Genomic DNA, 18,327 nt, shown 5'->3' on the forward strand with positions numbered 1-18,327 from the left:
GCCCAATCTAGCTGACCCACCCCGGCGCGTCCACCCGAAAGAGGCTCGGACACGGTGAAAACCCGAAAAATCTGCGGGGCGAATCGATCGGCACCAATAAAGCAGCTTCTGTGCCATGTTTGCGAACCAGGCCGTCCGATCTGGCGCACAGCCTTGCTGCATCTGCGTTTGCCGGCGGCGGACACAGCCCGCGCCGGGCCGCCGCGCCATCCGGCGGGATTTGAATGCACCAGTTACGTGCATTCACCGGTTTGGCAACGACTCATATCTTCATTTTGGTGCATTTGAATAAAAATGCACCATTTTCGCGCATTCATGATGCTTCGGCGGTTGAGTGCGCCGTTGCGCGCCGCCGGCGCCCCGCACACCTGCGCGGTATGCACCGCGCGCTAGAATGATCATTTGGTCCGAAGGAGATTGACGCTCATGAGCACGCTCGAACAGCTGTACGCGCAGGCGGACGCCCGCCGCACCGGAAATCAACTGCCTTACGCGGGCGCGGTATCGCCCGCCGAGGCGTTCGAGTTGCTGCAACTCGATCCGCGCACGCGTCTCGTCGACGTGCGCACGCGTGCCGAACTCGACTGGGTCGGCCGGCCGGTTATCGGCGATGGGCAATACGCGCATGTCGAATGGACGCGTTATCCGGGCGCGGTGCCCAATCAGGAATTCATGCAGCAACTCGCGCAGGTGGCATCGCCCGATACGCCGGTGCTGTTCCTGTGCCGCAGCGCCGCGCGCTCGAAGCTCGCCGCGATCGCCGCGACCCAGGCCGGCTTCACCAAGGCATACGACCTGCTGGAAGGTTTCGAAGGCGACAAGGACGGCCAAGGGCATCGGAAGACGGTGTCGGGCTGGTGTTTTCGCGGGTTGCCGTGGATCGGCGCCTGAAGGCCCGCGCTCTGGAAGCTGACGGGCCGCGCTTCGGCTGCGGTGAACCCGTGGCCTGACACGGCGCGAGGGCGGCCGGCCGCTCGCCGCCTGAAGTCCCGGGCGCCGCGGGAAGCCGCGCGCCGAGCCTGCACATGGTCGAGGTTCAATGTGACAGGCCAAGGATTCGCGAGCGGCCCGATATGCGTCTTGTCGAATGCCCCGGGGCACGGGTTGAACTGCTCGCCATCACATCGCAGCCGCAGCGCGAGTGATGGCGGAGAGTTCAGCCGCCGCGATTCGGCCTGCCCTCAGCCCACCACTCGCCCGCCGGTCACTTGCCCGGCTTCGCCGTCGCGGCCGCCACCTCGGGCTCGACGATATCGCCGCCGAGCAGATGCACGCCTTCGCGCAGCTTCACGAACGCCGCGGCCACCGCTTCCGGCTCGCCCTTCACGCCGAGATCGATATGATGCCGTGCATAAACGCCGCCGCGCTCCGCGTCGCCGACGCTCGGCAGGCTGAACACCCGCACGCCCGGAAAATCGCCTTCGATTTTCTCCATCAGCGGCGTGAGGCGCGACTCCGGCAACTCGAACACGAGCAGCGACTTCTCCGCATGCGGCATGGCGTGATGCAGGTGTGCGTACTGCGTATCGAGCACCCATTCGATCATCGGCCAGGCCATCACCGGAAAGCCCGGCACGAAATAATGCTGGCGGATCGAAAAGCCCGGAATCTTGTTGTAGCCGTTCGGAATGATCTCGGCGCCCTGCGCAAACGTGCCCATGTTCAGGCGATGCCGGTTTTCGGGCGTGTTCAGATCGAGCGGCGCCGGCGAGTTCGCCGGATACATGTCGCGGATGCGCTCCTGGATCAGCCGCGCGGCGTCCGGATGCAGTTCGAGCGGCACGCCGAGCGCGGCCGCCGCGCATTGGCGCGTGTGATCGTCAGGCGTCGCGCCGATGCCGCCGGTCGAGAAAACGATGTCGCCCGAGTCGAACGTGCGCCGCAGCGTCGCCGTGATGCGCTCGGGGTCGTCGCCGACGTACTCGGCCCAGCCGAGCGACAGCCCGCGCGCGCCGAGCAATTCGATGACCTTCGGCAGATGCTTGTCGACACGCCTGCCCGAGAGGATTTCATCGCCAATGATGATGACGCCAAATGCCATTGCGGCCTCTTCTTGTTGGATCAATAGGGAACCGGCGCGCTCCGGCGCACGCCGCCATGCTCTTCCGCCCGCATGCGCTGCAGCGCGCGCAGGCAGTAGTAGCCGAACCACAGCGCCGAGAACACGAGGATGAACGCGTAAATCCAGATCGTCACCGCGGTGATCACCGGGAACAGCACGATCAGCCAGACCGACGACGCCCACAGCAGCGTCGGCAGCGAGCCGAGCAGACCGCTCGCGACGCCGATCAGCAGCAGCGGCAACCGATGGCGCCGCACGAGTTCGCGCCGCTCCTCAGGTGTCGCGTGCAGGGCCAGCGCGTCGTAGCTCATGACACGATAAGTCAGCCAGCCCCACAGGAGCGGCGGAATCAGCGCGAAGAACGGCGGCACGAGCCACAGCGGCAGCGTGACGATCAGCAGCACGAGACACACGAGCGTGGCCCACAACGCCTGGCCGAGGCTACCGTACCACGTTCCGCCGCGCCGCATTTCGAGCCCGGCGAACTGGCGGTCCGCGAGAAAGCGGATCGCGGCCGGCATCGACAGCATCGCGATCAGCAGCAGCACCGTGACGACGATCAGCGGAATCGCCACCGCGATCACGATGAACGGTGCGATCACCGCATGCAGGGTCGAAAAGCCGAGCCAGTCGAACAGATGGTAAAGCGTCGCGGTGAAAGACCAGTCGTCGAGCCACGAGCGGGTCGCGCCCGTGAGCGTCTGCCAGAAAAACCACAGGGCCACGCCCCAACTGACCGTCGCGACGATGAACGGTTTGAAGGTCAGCCAGAGCATGCGCGGATGGAACGCGCTGGCGAGCGCGCGCCCGAACGAGCGCAACAGATCATTCATGCGAGCCGGTGCCTGCGAACGAAACGGTGAAAGAGAAATCGCGCCGGCGCCGACCCGACATACCGGGAAGCCGGCGCGTGCGCGCGAACGTGGACAGGATAAACCAGCAGGACGCACCGCCGGGAGAAGCCGGCGGTGCGAGTAAGCGTGCCCGGACAGGCGTCGGGTGGGTTCAGGCGGATCGGGCCGCGCCGGCGGTCCAACGCGGGCGAACTCAAACCGCGGCGGCGTCGTTGCCGGGCGCGCGGCGCTTCGGCGCGAGCCGTCGCGCAATGCGCACGAAGGCAAGCCAGTGCTGCGCCCAGAAACCCTCGCCGTAACGGCGGCCTTCGAGCTGGTCGCGGATGCCGGTCGGCTCCATCTCGCGATTCCACGAGGCGCTGCCGAACAGCATGTCCCACCACGGAAACAGCACGCCGAAGTTGCAGCCGTACTGGAGCCCTTCGTGACCGTAGCCGATCGCATGATGGCGGCGATGAAACGTCGGGCTGACCAGCAGCCGCTCGCCGAGCCAGCCGAAATACAGGCGGATGTTCGCGTGCTGCACGCTCTGTGCGAGATTCGTGATCGCGACGAGCACGACGAACTGCGACGGCGGCACGCCGATCACGAGCGCGATCACCGCGAAGAACGAGGCCTGCAGCAGATCGTCGAGCAGATGGTTGCGGTCGTCGGCCCACAGCGACATCTGCCGCTGGCTGTGATGCACCGCGTGCAGCTCCCACCACACGCCGATGCGGTGCTGCCAGCGGTGATACCAGTAGCCGGCGAAGTCGAGCACGAGCAGATACATCGCGAACGTGACGAGCGGCTGCGTGGTCACGCCGGGCCACAGATTGTCGAAATTGACGTTCGCGATGCCGCGCATGCGCAGCCAGCCCTGCACGTTGTCGAAGAACGGCTGCAGCGCGAAGAAAAAGAACAGGTTGAGAATGCCGAGCTTGGCGATCCACGTGTAGAGCACGTCGACGCGCACCGCCTTGCGGTTGTCCCACCGCTCGACCGGGCGCAGCGCCTCGAGCGGCCGCAGGAGCGCGTACATCGCCAGCACCTCGAACACGCCGACGATGACCCAGTACAGGCTGTCGTACGTGTCTTCGTCGTAGTCCATCAGGTCGAAGCGGTACAGCAGCGGCTGCACCACGTCGACGTACAGCCAGGTTTGCACGGCCGAGACGAAGCTGTCGAGCGAAGAGAAAATCAGATGGAACATGGTGCTGGCCTGGTTGCTTCGTGAGGTTGCCGCATCCGGTCACGCCGCCGCGCGGGCTCCCTCAGGCTCCATTCGGCGCGGTGACCGGCGCGCGATTGAAGAAGTAGATGCCGTGCGGCGAGCGGCCGACCGCGATGGTCTGGATCAGCTTGCGCGTGTTCAGGTCGATGATGCCGACGTGCTTCGCAAAGCGGAACGTAACCCACAGATAGCGTTTGTCGGCCGAAAGTTCCATGTCGTCCGGCCCCGGCATCAGACCGGTGATGTCGCCGACATTGGTGAGCGTGTCTTCGTCGATGATGCTGATCGTGCTGGCGACGCGGTTCGACACCGCAACGTGCCGGCCGTCGTCGAGCGAGCGGAAGTTGTGCGCGCCCTTGCCCGTGTGGATCGTCTTCACGACCTTCTGGTTGCGCCAGTCGACCACCGCCACGTAGTCCTCGCCGGTCATGCCGACGAGCAGGTATTTCTCGCCCGGCGTCATCCACAGGCCCGCCGGCACCTTGCCGACCTTCATCTTCCATTTCACGGTTTGCGTGGCCAGGTCGATCGCAGCGAGCTCGCCCGAGACCTGCAGCGTGACGAACACCGTCCTGCTGTCGTTCGTGAACGCCATGTGGCTCGGCATGACCGCGAGCGGCAGGCGCGACGCCAGCGTCATCTGGTTCTTCTGGCTGTCGTAGTGATAGATGTCGAGGCGGTCGAGCCGCAGGCCGGTCGTGACGAGCCACTTGTGGTCGGGCGAAAAGCCGATCTGATACGGGTCTTCGATGTTTTCGACCCAGCGCTGCACCTGGCCCGACTTCGGATCGACGAACATCAGGTTGTTCGACACCGAATTGGCGACGATCAGCGAAGAATTGTCCGGCGTGACCATCAGGTGGTGCGGTTCCTTGCCGGTCGGCACGGTGCCGACGACCTGGTGGCTGTTCTCGTCGATCAGGCTCAGCGTGGCTTCGCCGGAATTGAGCACGATCACGTTATTGGCGTGGGCCGCCGGAGAAAAAAAGCCTGCTGCGGCGACCAGCGCCGCGCCCGCGGCAAACGTTGCTGTCAAGCCGGGAAGAAAAAAATTACGCATGAAAACTCGCTTCGGAGAACAACCGTCATTGTAGAACGTTTGCCGGGCCGAGCGGTTGACTCAGGTCGCCACGAGACGCCGTGAAAATGAAGGGCGCGATGCGTCGCGACGGCTTGCGTGCATTTCGGAATCCTCTGATATCCAGGCGCCCCTGCGAGACCGGACACTTCTTCTCAGCGCACGGGCACCGGCGTTCGCGCCGGTGCTCTTCCAGACGCTTACCCCATCAACCCAGGCGCGTGACGCGGGGGCTCGGGCGCACCCGCACGCAAGCGCAGACGGACGGGCCTGAAGCACCTTGTCAGGCACCGTGCGCTTCCGCCTTGCCTGTTGTCGGGATTGACCGGAGCCATCAAACGGGCCGAACGGACCGAGCGGACCGGTCGCGCCCGATTGATTCGCGTGCCGCGCGCCAAACCATAACGTAGAGGTTGCATTGACGAGTAAAAACCTGGTAGTGATTTGCCGTACCGCGTCGCACCCGGCGCCGGCCGCTTTGGAAGCCGCTTTGAAGACCGATCCGCAGGCCGCCCCCTTCACCGGAAACCGTCTGTCGACGCGCAGAAAAACCACCGCGCGGGCCCTGCAGGGCGCGGCCGGTATCGCAGTGGCCGCGGCGGCGCTCTACGCCGCAGACGCGGCGGCCGCCATCAATACGGTTCAATCCGACACCGCCAGCGCCACGGGCAATTTCGCGGTCGCCATCGGCGACGCGGCCAATGCGAACGGCGACGCCGCAGTCGCGGTCGGACGGCAGGCCAGCGCGCAGAGCAACGGCGCGACGGCGCTCGGCTTGTCCGCCAATGCGCAAGGCCAGGCCAGTCTTGCCCTGGGCCAGGGCAGCGTCGCGCAAGGCGACAGTTCCAGCGCCGTCGGCATGAACGCAAGCGCTGAGGCGGACCGTTCCACCGCCGTGGGCATCAACGCCACCGCGCTCGGTATCGATTCGATCGCGGCCGGTTCGGCCGCGACGGCGGCGGGCGACGCCACCTCCGCATTCGGCGCCTTTGCCAACACAGCGGGCTTCGGCTCCACCGCGCTCGGATACGCGGCAACGGCGAACGGCGACAACGCGTTCGCAGCCGGACTCCTCGCCTCGGCCAGCGCGGACTCCAGCATTGCGATCGGCGCTCATGCCGCCGTCAGCGGTGTGAGCGGCGTCGCACTCGGCGCGGCCGCACAGGCAAGCGGCGGCAATGCGAGCGCGATCGGCCCGGGCTCCGTGGCCTCGGGCAGCAATGCCATTGCGCTCGGTTACAACGCGAACGCAAGCGCCGACAACAGCGTCGCACTGGGCGCAAATTCGAGCACCACCGCGGACCTGTCCCAAAGCGCCTATGCGCCGGCGGGAACCGGCGCGACAGCGATTGCGGCGCCCGTCGCAACCGGCGAAGTCTCGCTCGGCTCGGCCGGCAACGAGCGCCGCCTGACGAATGTCGCGGCAGGCGCGGCGCCCACGGACGCCGTCAACGTCAGCCAGTTGAGCGCGGTCGACGGCAAGGTCGATGCGCTGGCACAAAGCAGCAGCCAGCATTACTTCAAGGCCGACGATCCCGCGGACGGCTCCGACGACGCCGTCGCCGACGGCACGCACGCGCTGGCGGCCGGCAGCAACGCGAACGCAACGGGCGCCGACGCGGCAGCCTTCGGCGCGAGCGCCAGTGCGAATGGCACCGCCACGACGGCGCTCGGCGCGCAAGCCGCGGCCAGCGCGACGAACGCGACCGCGGTCGGTGCGTCCTCGTCGGCCTTCGGTGCCGACGCAACCGCGCTCGGTGCGTATTCCGTCGCGAACGGCGCCGGTGCGATCGCCCTCGGTTACGGGGCCAGCGCAACGGCCACCAATGCGGTGTCGCTCGGCTATAACGCGAGTGCGCTGGCCCCGAACTCCGTCGCGCTCGGCCAGGGGTCGATTGCGGATCGCGCGGGCGCGGTGTCGGTCGGCTCCGCGGGCAACGAGCGCCAGATCACGAACGTGGCCGCCGGTACCGCCGACACCGACGCGGTCAACGTCGCCCAGTTGAAGGCGGTGAGCGACCAGAGCGCGGCGACGGCCGCGAAGCTCGACGGTGCAGTCATGTACGACACGAACGCCGACGGCAGCGTCAACCGCAACAGCGTCACGCTCGGCGGCGACCCGGCAAGCGGCACCGTGATTCACAACGTCGCCGACGGCGTGCTGGCGTCCGACGCGGTCAACCTCGGTCAGTTGAACTCGGCGCTCAGCGGTGCGATCAGCAACGCGGTGGCCGACTCGGCCAACCCGCTTTTCAGCGCGGACGGCGACCGCAATAGCGAAGCCGCGGTGGCGTCGGGCACGCACGCGGTCGCGGTCGGCGCCAACGCGCAGGCCACCGCGGCGAACGCAACCGCCATCGGCGCAAACGCCGTCGCCGGCGGCAACCAGGCCACCGCGCTTGGCGCGGCCGCGAACGCGAGCGCCGACAACTCGGTGGCGCTTGGCCAAGGCTCGGTTGCGGATCGGGCGAACACAGTGTCGGTCGGCGCGGCAGGCCAGGAGCGTACGATCGCCAACGTCGCGGCCGGCGTGCAAGGCACCGACGCGGTCAACGTCAATCAACTGCAGCAAGGCATGGGCGGCGCAGTCAGCCAGGCCAACCATTACACCGACGACCAGATCCGCTCGGCACGCCGCGACGGATACGGCGGCACGGCAACCGCCCTCGCGATGGCCGGCTTGCCACAAGCGGTCTTGCCGGGACGCGGCATGGTTGCCGTGGCGGGCGGCACTTACGGCGGGCAGTCGGCGGTGGCGATCGGTGTGTCGCAGCTATCGAATACCGGCAAATGGGTCTACAAGGTCCAGGGCAGCGCGGACTCGCGTGGCCAACTCGGTGCCTCGATCGGTGCGGGGATGCACTGGTAGCAGGAATGGCTTAGGGCTTCGAGCGGGGTGCGTCGGGATAATCGACCGCCCCGGTTATCACAGCCGCGCAGACAGCGAGTGGTCATAGCGGCACCCAGGCACGCAATGACGGCACGGCCAGCGCGTGACATCGCTCCCACAAGCGTCACGCGCTAGTCGTTGCGCGCGGCGATTCACTCGCACAGCGTGAATCGCGCGCGACGCTCCCAGACAGCGTCCGGCATGCCGCCACATGCGCCACGCCCTGCCCTCACCGCTGCATCGACTCCCAGACCTTGTACAGGCGCTTGACCGAAACCGGCATCGGCGTGCGCAGCTCCTGTGCAAACAGCGAGATCCGCAACTCCTCGAGCAGCCAGCGGAATTCGGCGAGACGCGGGTCCAGCACACCGCCGCGCTGCGACACCGCGCGCTGGTAGTGCTGCAGCAGCGGCTGGAATTCGGCGAATTGCCGGGCGTCGCGTGTCTGGTCCGCGCGCAGCTTGTCGATGCGCAGCGCCATCCCCTTCAGGTAGCGCGGGAAATGCGCAAGCTGCGCATACGGCGTATCGACCACAAAACGCTTGCCAACCAGCGCATCGAGCTGGCTCTGCAAATCGGCATAGGCGGCGGCGAACGGCTTCGCTTGCAGCAGCTTCTTCGTCAAGCTCGCGTATTCGCCGAGAATCTGCCCGACGAGCCGCGAGATTTCCTGCGCGAGCAGCGTGAGGCGGCTGCGGCCTTCGTCGCGGCGCGTGTGGAAACTCGCGTCGTCGTCAGGCAGCGGGTCTTGCAGGCAAGCGCGGTCGAGCGCGGTGTCGATCAGTTGATCGCGCAATTCCTCCTGCGTGCCGCGCGGCATGAACTGCATCGCCATCTCGCGCAGCCCCGGCAGGTTTTTCTCCAGGTACTTGATCGGCTCCTTCAGTTGCAGCGCGAACAGCCGGCGCAATCCCGCGCGATGAATCCGTGCTGCTTCTTCAGGCGAATCGAACACCTCGACGTCGCAATGCGTGCCGCGATCGACGAGCGCCGGATAGCCGAACAGCGTCTGACCGCCACGGCGAATTTCCAGCAGTTCGGGGAGCTTGCCGAAATTCCACGTCGTCAGTTTTTCATACAGCGCCGTGCCCGCCGCACTCTCCTGCGGCGCGGTCTGCGGAACCGCGGCCGCCCCCTTGCCGCGTGGCGTGCCGCCCGCGTTCGAATCGACGGCTTGCGCGGGCGGTGCCACACCGCCGCCGCCGGCATCGGCCAACGCCGCGCCCGCCGCGCTCGACACGAGCTTCTGGAAATGCTGCTGCGCCTGGCCGCCGAGTTCGGCGCGCAGTTGCGAGAGATTGCGGCCCATCGCGAGCTGCCGCCCGTGCTCGTCGACGACCTTGAAGTTCATGAACAGATGCGCGGGCAGCGTCTCGAGTTTGAAGTCGGACTGCTTCATCGCGACCTGGGTCTGTTCGCGCACGTCGGCGATCAGCGCTTCGAGCAGACCGCCCGCGCCGAAACGCTGCGCGCCGTGCCGGTCGGCGAAACCGGCCGCGTATTCGGGCAGCGGCACGCAATGACGCCGCAGCTTCTGCGGCAACGACTTCAGCAACAGTTGCGCTTTCTCCTTGAGCATGCCCGGCACGAGCCATTCGCAGCGGCGCGCGTCGACCTGATTCAGCGTAAAGAGCGGCACCGCGAGCGTCACGCCGTCGCGCGGCGTGCCCGGCTCGAAGTGATAGGTGAGCGCCATCTCGATGCCGGCCATCGTCAGCCGCTTCGGGAACAGGTCGGTCGTGACGCCGGCCGCTTCGTGCCGCATCAGATCGTCGCGCGACAGGTACAGCAGGCGCAGCTTGTCTTCCGGCTGACCGCTCTTTTTCACCTCGTCGCGATACCAGCGCTCGAACGACGCGCCGGTGTATATGCCGTCCGGCAGCGCCTGATCGTAGAACGCGAAAATCAGTTCGTCGTCGACCAGCACGTCCTGGCGGCGCGACTTGTGTTCGAGCTGTTCGATGTCGGCGAGCAGCTTGCGGTTGTGCGCGAAGAACGCGAGCTTCGTCTCGAACTCGCCTTCGACGAGCGCGCCGCGAATAAACAGCTCGCGCGCGCGCGCCGGGTCCTGCTTGCCGAAGCTCACGCGCCGCCGGTGATAGATCGGCAGCCCGTACAGCATCGCGCGCTCGAACGCGGACACCTGCGCCGCGCGCTTTTCCCAGTGCGGCTCGGAGAGCGATTTCCTGAGCAGGTGCGCGCCGACCTTCTCGACCCACTCGGGCTCGATCTTCGCGATACAGCGCGCGTACAGGCGGCTCGTCTCGACGAGCTCGGCGGCCATCACCCACTTGCCGGCCTTTTTCACGAGCGCCGAGCCGGGCCACAGGTAGAACTTGATGCTGCGCGCGCCGAGATAGTACGGCTCGTCGTCGGCCTTGAGACCGATATTGCCGAGCAGGCCGGTCAAGAGCGCGAGATGGATCTGCTCGAAGGTCGCTTCGGCGTCGTTCAGGCGCCAGCCGTGCTCGCGCACCACAGTCAGCAATTGCGAGTGAACGTCGCGCCATTCGCGCAAGCGCAACTGCGACAGAAAGTTCTTGCGGCACTCGTCCTGCAACTGCCGGTTCGACTTCTTGTGCGCGATCGCTTCCTCGAACCAGTTCCAGATTCTCAGCCATTGCAGAAACTCGGAACGCTCGTCGGCAAAGCGGCGATGCGCCTGGTCGGCCTGCTCCTGCGCCTCGATCGGGCGGTCGCGCGGGTCCTGCACGGACAACGCGCTCGCGATGATGAGCACTTCCTTCAGCGCCTGCTGGTCGCGCGCGGCCAGAATCATGCGGCCGACGCGCGGATCGAGCGGCAGGCGCGCGAGTTCGCGGCCGAGCGGCGTGAGGCGGTTGTCGTCGTCGACGGCGCCGAGTTCGTTGAGCAGCTGGTAGCCGTCGGAAATCGCGCGGCCCGGCGGCGGCTCGATAAACGGGAAGGTTTCGATCGCCGTCAGATGCAGCGACTTCATGCGCAGAATCACCGAGGCGAGCGACGAGCGCAGAATTTCCGGATCGGTGAAGCGCACGCGGCCCTGGAAGTCGCTTTCCTCGTACAGGCGAATGCAGATGCCGTCGGCCACGCGGCCGCAACGCCCGGCGCGCTGGTTCGCAGCGGCCTGCGAAATCGACTCGACCTGCAACTGCTCGACCTTGTTGCGATACGAGTAGCGCTTCACGCGCGCGAGCCCGGTGTCGACCACGTAGCGGATGCCCGGCACCGTCAGCGAGGTTTCGGCGACGTTGGTCGCGAGCACGATGCGGCGCGCGTTCGAGGTGCGGAACACGCGCTCCTGCTCGGCCGCCGACAGCCGCGCGAACAGCGGCAGAATTTCCGTATGCGGCGGATGATGCTTGCGCAATGCCTCGGCCGCGTCGCGAATCTCGCGCTCGCCGGGCAGGAAGACGAGCACGTCGCCGGGGCCTTCGCGGCACAGTTCGTCGACGGCGTCGACGATCGCTTCCATCAGATCGCGGTCGGTCTCGCGCTGGGTTTTCGGCCGCTCGCGCCCGGACGGCCCGGACTGTCCAGACGATGACGCCGTACCCTGCGCCGCCTTCACCGCCGGGCTGTCCTCGACGATCGGCCGGTAGCGCACCTCGACCGGATAGAGACGCCCGCTCACCTCGATCACGGGCGCGGGTCGGTCCTCGCTGCCGAAATGGCGCGCGAAGCGGTCGGCGTCGATCGTCGCCGAGGTCACGATCAGCTTCAGGTCGGGGCGCTTCGCGAGAATTTCCTTCAGGTAGCCGAGCAGGAAATCGATGTTCAGGCTGCGCTCGTGCGCCTCGTCGATAATCAGCGTGTCGTACGCCTTGAGCAGCGGATCGGTCTGCGTTTCGGCGAGCAGGATACCGTCGGTCATCAGCTTGACCGACGCGCCCGGCGCGAGGTTGTCGTTGAAGCGCACCTTGTAGCCGACCACTTCGCCGAACGGCGTGCCGAGTTCTTCGGCGATGCGGCGGCCCGTCGCCGACGCGGCGATCCGGCGCGGCTGCGTATGGCCGATCAGACCCGTGCCGCCCGCGCCGAGGCCGCGGCCGAGCGCGAGGCAGATTTTCGGCAGCTGCGTGGTCTTGCCCGAGCCGGTTTCGCCCGAGACGATCACAACCTGATTCTGTGCAATGGCCCGCGCGATTTCGTCGCGACGGCCGGAGACCGGCAGCGCTTCGGGGAACGTGATCGGCGGAATCGGGTTCGGCTCGACGACGCGTGAAGGGCGCGGAGCGCGGGGTTCGCGTGGGTCGCTCGTGCGAGGTCCGCTTGAGCCGCTGGCTTCGCGGACTTCGCGCGGAGCGCGGGGTTCACGTGGCTCACGCTGCTCACGCGCCTCACCGGTCGCGCGATGTCCGCCCGTCCCACCTGTTCCGCGCGCTTCACCTTCCGCATGCGGCCGATGCGACTCCCGCCGCCCGTCGCCGCGCCCCTCATCGCGTCCGCCGCCGCTTTCGGCAGCGCCCACAGAAGACGACAATTTCTGCGCAGACATATCCGACGCGCGACGCGACTCACCGCTCGGCACCGGCGCATGGCCGTGCCGGGACTCACGCGCCCCGCCGCGCCGATCCCGCTCGGCGCCCGCAGCCGGAACAGCAGCGGCAGCCGGCGCAACCTTCCCCCGCTTCCCCTCATCGCCCTGTTTCACCTCGCCACCGCCCTCATCGCGGCGCATTTCGCGCGCCGCCGACAAACTGCCTTTCAGCCCGGACAACTGCTCGGAAAGCGACGCAGACGATCGCTGCGCCTCGCCCCCTCGACGCAATTCGCGCGCCGCCTGCGATGCATCGGACTGCGTTTCCCGCGCAGGGGCGCGCGGCGCGTCGCCGGGGTTCGTCTGAGCGGCGGACGGCGCCGGATTCTCGTTCGCCGCAGCGGGGCTTTTGGGTACATTTGACATGGGGGCGCATTATAATCCCCGGCATGAATTCCCAAACCGACCTCGTCCCCGCGCCCGCGAACGGTCCGGCCCCCGCCGACTCGCCGGAAACCCTCGCCCAGCACGCGCAATTCGTCGACTGGATGCGTTCCGTCGCGCCTTATATCCACGCGTTCCGCAACAAGACGTTCGTTGTCGGTTTCGGCGGCGAAGTGGTGCATCAGGGACTCCTGAATGCGCTCGTGTCCGACATCGCGCTGTTGCAGGCAATGGGCATCCAGATCGTGCTCGTGCACGGTTCGCGTCCGCAGGTCGAAGAGCAGATGAGTCTGCACGGCGTCGAGTCCGAGTTTTCGCACGGCATGCGCATCACCGACGCGCATGCGCTCGAATCCGCGAAGGAAGCGGCCGGCGAAGTGCGCCTCGACATCGAGGCCGCGATCAGCCAGGGCTTGCCGAATACGCCGATGGCGCACGCGCACATCAGCGTGGTGTCGGGCAACTTCGTGACGGCGCGGCCGGTCGGCATTCTCGACGGCGTCGACTTCCAGCACACGGGCCTCGTGCGCAAGATCGACGCGGATTCGATCCGCCACTCGCTCGCGAGCCGCAAGCTCGTGCTGCTCTCGCCGCTCGGTTTCTCGCCAACGGGCGAGGCATTCAATCTGTCGATGGAAGACGTGGCCTCGGCCGCCGCGATCGCGCTGCGCGCCGACAAGATCGTCTTCCTGACCGAAACGCCGGGCCTCATGGGCGCCGGCGAGGAAAGCCCCGAACTGATCCACGAACTCTCGCTCGACGACGCCTACAAGCTGCACGAAAGCGGCGAAGTCACCGGCGACGCGGGTTTCTACCTCAAGCATTCGATCCGCGCCTGCCGCGGCGGCGTGCCGCGCGCGCACATCATCCCGTACGCGCTCGACGGCAGCCTGCTGCTCGAACTGTTCCTGCACGACGGCGTCGGCACGATGATCTCGTACGAGAACCTCGAAAGCCTGCGCGAAGCGACGCCGGATGACGTCGGCGGCATTCTCTCGCTGATCGAGCCGCTCGAAGCGGACGGCACGCTGGTACGGCGCGGCCGTCACCAGATCGAGCGCGACATCGACCATTTCTCGGTGATCGAGCACGATGGCGTGCTGTTCGGCTGCGCGGCGCTGTATCCGTATTCGCAGGAGCGCATCGGCGAAATGGCGTGCCTGACGGTCGCCCCCGAGGCGCAAGGCACGGGCGACGGCGAGCGTCTGTTGAAGCGCATCGAGCAGCGCGCGCGGGCACGCGGCCTCACGCGCATTTTCGTGCTCACTACGCGCACCGAGCACTGGTTCCTCAAGCGCGGCTTCGTCAAGGCCACGGTCGACGACCTGCCCGAAGACCGGCGCCGGCTCTACAACTGGCAGCGCAAGTCGCTCGTGCTGATGAAGCAGCTTTGAGCGGCTTACAGGCCTACGGCCCACTAGCCCGCTAACCGGTCCCGGCCGGTCCCGACAGGCGTCTGCCCGCCCCAACACGATTACAGGAGAATCACAGCATGACTCGTATGGTTCAATGCACGAAGCTCGGCAAGGAAGCCGAAGGCCTCGATTTCCCGCCTCTGCCGGGCGAACTCGGCAAGCGGATCTACGAAAGCATCTCGAAGGAAGCCTGGCAAGGCTGGTTGAAGCAGCAGACCATGCTGATCAACGAAAACCGTCTGAACATGGCCGATCCGCGCGCGCGCCAGTATCTGATGAAGCAGACCGAAAAGTTCTTCTTCGGCGAAGGCGCGGATACGGCTTCGGGTTACGTGCCGCCCTCGGCGTAAGTCTGCCGCTTCCGGACCGGTTTGGTTGGCGGCGCGAGGATCGGCGCGCGCCGTCACCTAACCGGCCCATGCCCACGCCGGTCCACAGAGCGGTATCGACACAGAAAATCCGCGCCGCGAGCGCGGATTTTTTTCGCCCTCTTTTCGTCCTCACCTCGTTGGCCTGTGGTCGGCCTGTCGCCGGCATGGCCCGCCAATGTTCTAAACAGTCCGTTTTTTACGGCTGTTCCGACCCCGCCCAATCCCCCGCCCAGCAAGGGATGGCGCCATCCAACCGGCTCTCGCGGGGAGACCCGGTTTGCACGATCCTCTGCGATCGTGCTATCATGTGCTTCGTTTCAACAGCAATTCACCTTCATTCGCGCTCTTTTCAAGTTGGTTCGCCACGCTTTTTCCGCGCGTGCGGCATCCTGAATCGAGCTGTTTTTAAACAAGAAGGCTCGTCGGTCGTTTCCCCGCGCAAGCGGCAAATTCAAGATCGGCCTTTTTCGTTTCAAGCCTTCAGTGGCGCATGGGTCAGCTTCCGGCCAACCCGGCGTCCGTCATGCATCTGCCCCCCTTCCACGGCCACGCAGGTGCAACAGTCAGCATAATCTAGACGAGTGTTTTTTCGCGACATAGTCGCGGGGCATGGGCGTTTGCTTTGGTTCGCCGCCTCTTCCGCCGCCGGGTAACCGGTGCCGCGGAGGCCACCGCCTTGCTCGCGAAATTGCACTTCCAGCAACCGTGGCGGAACGCATCCCGAGTTTCGTCGCAGTCAGTGGAGTTATCACCTTGACCGCTTCCAGCAACGGCTTCTGGCGACATCACAAAAAAGAACAACGCCTCTCCCTCGACGACATCACTGTCGTCGACCACTCACTCCTCAAACGGGCCGTCGGCGCGATGGCGCTCGGCAACGCGATGGAATGGTTCGATTTCGGCGTGTACAGCTACATCGCCGTCACGCTCGGCAAGGTGTTCTTTCCGTCGTCGAGCCCGTCCGCGCAGCTGATCGCCACGTTCGGCACGTTCGCCGCGGCGTTCCTCGTGCGCCCGGTCGGCGGCATGGTGTTCGGTCCGCTCGGCGACCGCATCGGCCGTCAGCGCGTGCTGGCGATGACGATGATCCTGATGGCGGCCGGCACGTTCGCGATCGGCCTGATTCCCGACTACGCGACGATCGGCATTCTGGCGCCGGTGCTGCTGCTCGTCGCGCGTCTCGTGCAGGGCTTCTCGACCGGCGGCGAATACGGCGGCGCGGCGACCTTCATCGCCGAATTCTCGACCGACAAGCGCCGCGGCTTCATGGGCAGCTTCCTCGAATTCGGCACGCTGATCGGCTACGTGCTCGGTGCGGGCACGGTCGCACTGCTGAGCGCGGCGCTGCCGAGCGATGCGCTGCTCTCGTGGGGCTGGCGCGTGCCGTTCCTGATCGCCGGCCCGCTCGGCCTGGTCGGCCTCTATATCCGCATGAAGCTCGAGGAAACGCCCGCGTTCAAGAAGCAGGCCGAGCAACGCGAAGCCGAAGACCGCGCGCTGCCGAAGCAGTCGTTCAGCCAGTTGCTCGCGCAGCAATGGAAGCCGCTGCTGCTGTGCGTCGGCCTCGTGCTGATCTTCAACGTGACCGACTACATGGCGCTGTCGTATCTGCCGAGCTATCTGTCAGCGACGCTGAACTTCAACGAAACGCACGGCCTGTTCCTCGTGCTGCTCGTGATGGTCCTGATGATGCCGATGACGCTTGCCGCCGGCCGCCTGTCCGACACGGTCGGCCGCAAGCCGGTCATGCTGTTCGGCTGCGTGGGCCTGTTCGCGCTGTCGGTGCCGGCGCTGCTGCTGATCCGCATGGGCACGGTGCTGCCGGTATTCGCCGGCCTGATGATGCTCGGCATGCTGCTGTCGTGCTTCACGGGTGTGATGCCGTCGGCGCTGCCGGCGCTGTTCCCGACGAAGATCCGCTACGGCGCGCTCGCGATCGGCTTCAACATTTCGGTATCGCTGTTCGGCGGCACCACGCCGCTCATGACCGCATGGCTCGTCGAGCGGACCGGCAATCTGATGATGCCCGCGTACTACCTGATGGGCGCATCGCTGATCGGCATCGTGTCGGTGCTCGCGCTGCGCGAAACCGCGCGCAAGCCGCTGCCCGGCTCAGGTCCGAGCGTCGCGACGCGCGCCGAAGCCCACGCGGTGCTGCGCGGCGAGCGCGAAGCCGAGGAGATGGACGAGCGGTATGCGGCGGCGGCGCGTGCCTGATGGTGTGACTCGGGAGTAAGCCACGCGCGCTACCGCTACATGCCGATCGATTCATGAGCGGATGGCGCGGTGCTGTTGAATACGGACCGCACGCACAAGCGAAGCTGTTCGCCGCCACGCAATTGATCTGCGATTACCCGCCGGCGTGAGTACATCACATGCGTGCACCACATGCAGCCGCGCGCCGACTCCATGGTCAAATCGCCGACCTCGGTAATCGAGTGCGTGGCCATCGCGCAGGCGCAACTGCCCGCGTTCAGCCCGGCGATGCGTGAGCGAGTGCTCCGCCCCCCCAGAAAGCAGTTCCCGCCAGACGAAAGCGGGCCGGTGACCTTCACCGGCCCGCTTTTTTTACGTCAGCAGCGCATCGAACGTCGCGCTGACCTGCTCGCCGTCGATAAGCAGCATGCCCGCGCACACCGGCAGCTTGAAACGTCGTGGCCCCGCGCTGCCGGGATTGACGAACAGCACGCCGTCGCGCTCGCCGATCGACGGTTTGTGCGAATGGCCGCTCACGACCACGGCGATGCCTTCGTCGCGCGGCGCGCAACCGAGGTCGGCGATATCGTGCACGACGAGAATCGTCACCTGCTGCACGATCAGCCGCGCGTGCGTCGGCAACGAAGCGGCCCAGTCGCCGGTATCGTTGTTGCCGCGCACCGCCGTGACCGGCGCGATCCGTGCGAGCGCATCGAGCACGTCCGGGTTGCAGATGTCGCCCGCGTGCACGATCGCGTCGCAGCCTTCGAGGTAGCGCAAAGCTTCGGGGCGCACGAGATTGTGCGTGTCGGAGATGAGCCCGATGCGGCTCGCGCGGGGGAAAGAGCGCACGGAGCGCACCTCGTCCGCACGCGAGGCGCTGCCCGCCGTGCCGGCGCGCCGATCGCCCGCATGGCGGTCCTGCAAGCCGATCTGGCGAGGCCGAAGCTGCGCATTCGCCGATGGCGGGACGCCGGAAGAAGTCAGGTAATCGTGCATCGCCCGGCGTGCCTCACTCCGCCCGTGGCCCGGCGGCCACTTCGCGCGCCGCGCGCTCGCTGCGCGGCGCGGCGAGCATGCGCCGCGTCAAGCCCTGCACGACGACCGATACCACCGCCGCGCACGCGAAGCTCGCCGTCACGCCGTATTGCGGCAGCATCGTCGCGGTCACGGCGAAGAACGCCGCGAACGAGCCGCGCCCGATCACCATGCCGCGCGTCAGCCGCGCGACGAAGTCCGCGCCGTGCTCGCGCTGCGCCGACACCGCGAGCACGCTGCCGAGCAGCGGAAACACCGACAACACCCCGCTCCACGCCGCGCCCATCGAGGCCGACAGCGTGGTCAC

At 66.7% G+C, this 18,327-nt stretch carries 11 protein-coding genes and 1 pseudogene; 5 read left to right on the forward strand and 7 right to left on the reverse strand.

Annotation, left to right across the window (positions count from 1 at the left end; all coding sequences use genetic code 11):
- Nucleotides 1-426 precede the first annotated feature (426 nt).
- Nucleotides 427-891: a rhodanese-like domain-containing protein gene (locus tag G3N58_RS24860; RefSeq protein ID WP_167043286.1), complete on the forward strand. Its 465-nt coding sequence runs from the start codon at nucleotides 427-429 to the stop codon at nucleotides 889-891.
- A 313-nt stretch (nucleotides 892-1,204) separates the two neighbouring features.
- Here G3N58_RS24860 and G3N58_RS24865 read toward each other — a convergent pair whose 3' ends face one another.
- The 4 genes from G3N58_RS24865 to G3N58_RS24880 all read right to left on the reverse strand — a co-directional run bounded on the left by G3N58_RS24865 (nucleotide 1,205) and on the right by G3N58_RS24880 (nucleotide 5,189).
- On the reverse strand, nucleotides 1,205-2,041 hold the full coding sequence (locus G3N58_RS24865) for a molybdopterin-binding protein (RefSeq protein WP_167043287.1): 837 nt from the start codon (nucleotides 2,039-2,041) through the stop codon (nucleotides 1,205-1,207).
- A gap of 20 nt (nucleotides 2,042-2,061) precedes the next feature.
- Nucleotides 2,062-2,895, reverse strand: coding sequence for an EI24 domain-containing protein (locus G3N58_RS24870; RefSeq protein WP_167043289.1), 834 nt, complete (start codon nucleotides 2,893-2,895; stop codon nucleotides 2,062-2,064).
- 214 nt (nucleotides 2,896-3,109) lie between these two features.
- Nucleotides 3,110-4,108: a sterol desaturase family protein gene (locus G3N58_RS24875; RefSeq protein ID WP_206000457.1), complete on the reverse strand. Its 999-nt coding sequence runs from the start codon at nucleotides 4,106-4,108 to the stop codon at nucleotides 3,110-3,112.
- 61 nt (nucleotides 4,109-4,169) lie between these two features.
- Nucleotides 4,170-5,189 (reverse strand): beta-propeller fold lactonase family protein, encoded by a 1,020-nt coding sequence (locus G3N58_RS24880; RefSeq protein ID WP_167043293.1) that lies wholly within the window; start codon nucleotides 5,187-5,189, stop codon nucleotides 4,170-4,172.
- A 508-nt stretch (nucleotides 5,190-5,697) separates the two neighbouring features.
- Here G3N58_RS24880 and G3N58_RS24885 point away from each other — a divergent pair.
- Nucleotides 5,698-8,076 carry a YadA family autotransporter adhesin gene (locus tag G3N58_RS24885; RefSeq protein WP_241017227.1) on the forward strand — a complete coding sequence of 793 codons (2,379 nt, stop codon included), beginning with the start codon at nucleotides 5,698-5,700 and terminating at the stop codon, nucleotides 8,074-8,076.
- A 250-nt stretch (nucleotides 8,077-8,326) separates the two neighbouring features.
- On the opposite strand, the gene hrpA is transcribed toward G3N58_RS24885, so the two are convergent.
- Entirely contained in the window at nucleotides 8,327-12,574 is a 4,248-nt protein-coding gene (gene hrpA, locus G3N58_RS24890) for an ATP-dependent RNA helicase HrpA (RefSeq protein ID WP_241017228.1), read from the reverse strand.
- A 431-nt stretch (nucleotides 12,575-13,005) separates the two neighbouring features.
- On the opposite strand from hrpA, the gene argA reads away from it, so the two are divergent.
- From argA to proP, 3 genes are all read left to right on the forward strand, one after another.
- Nucleotides 13,006-14,394, forward strand: coding sequence for an amino-acid N-acetyltransferase (gene argA, locus G3N58_RS24895; RefSeq protein ID WP_167043299.1), 1,389 nt, complete (start codon nucleotides 13,006-13,008; stop codon nucleotides 14,392-14,394).
- Nucleotides 14,395-14,492: 98 nt separating this feature from the next.
- Complete coding sequence (locus tag G3N58_RS24900; protein WP_167043301.1) at nucleotides 14,493-14,765, forward strand: oxidative damage protection protein; 273 nt, start codon at nucleotides 14,493-14,495, stop codon at nucleotides 14,763-14,765.
- 774 nt (nucleotides 14,766-15,539) lie between these two features.
- Nucleotides 15,540-17,003: a glycine betaine/L-proline transporter ProP gene (proP, locus tag G3N58_RS24905; RefSeq protein ID WP_167043303.1), complete on the forward strand. Its 1,464-nt coding sequence runs from the start codon at nucleotides 15,540-15,542 to the stop codon at nucleotides 17,001-17,003.
- Between the two features lie 351 nt (nucleotides 17,004-17,354).
- On the opposite strand, the gene G3N58_RS24910 is transcribed toward proP, so the two are convergent.
- Nucleotides 17,355-17,843: a metallophosphoesterase family protein gene (locus G3N58_RS24910; protein ID WP_346778297.1), complete on the reverse strand. Its 489-nt coding sequence runs from the start codon at nucleotides 17,841-17,843 to the stop codon at nucleotides 17,355-17,357.
- A gap of 151 nt (nucleotides 17,844-17,994) precedes the next feature.
- Nucleotides 17,995-18,327: pseudogene (locus tag G3N58_RS24915) on the reverse strand (hypothetical protein); the annotation flags it as partial.

This window comes from Paraburkholderia sp. Ac-20342, assembly GCF_017104985.1.
Taxonomy (GTDB): Bacteria; Pseudomonadota; Gammaproteobacteria; order Burkholderiales; family Burkholderiaceae; genus Paraburkholderia.

What these genes read in the sequence shown, in the direction of transcription:
- G3N58_RS24860 (WP_167043286.1), top strand. Translation starts at nt 427, where the DNA reads ATGAGCACGCTCGAACAGCTGTACGCGCAGGCGGACGCCCGCCGCACC.
- G3N58_RS24865 (WP_167043287.1), bottom strand. Translation starts at nt 2,041, where the DNA reads ATGGCATTTGGCGTCATCATCATTGGCGATGAAATCCTCTCGGGCAGG.
- G3N58_RS24870 (WP_167043289.1), bottom strand. Translation starts at nt 2,895, where the DNA reads ATGAATGATCTGTTGCGCTCGTTCGGGCGCGCGCTCGCCAGCGCGTTC.
- G3N58_RS24875 (WP_206000457.1), bottom strand. Translation starts at nt 4,108, where the DNA reads ATGTTCCATCTGATTTTCTCTTCGCTCGACAGCTTCGTCTCGGCCGTG.
- G3N58_RS24880 (WP_167043293.1), bottom strand. Translation starts at nt 5,189, where the DNA reads ATGCGTAATTTTTTTCTTCCCGGCTTGACAGCAACGTTTGCCGCGGGC.
- hrpA (WP_241017228.1), bottom strand. Translation starts at nt 12,574, where the DNA reads ATGTCTGCGCAGAAATTGTCGTCTTCTGTGGGCGCTGCCGAAAGCGGC.
- argA (WP_167043299.1), top strand. Translation starts at nt 13,006, where the DNA reads ATGAATTCCCAAACCGACCTCGTCCCCGCGCCCGCGAACGGTCCGGCC.
- G3N58_RS24900 (WP_167043301.1), top strand. Translation starts at nt 14,493, where the DNA reads ATGACTCGTATGGTTCAATGCACGAAGCTCGGCAAGGAAGCCGAAGGC.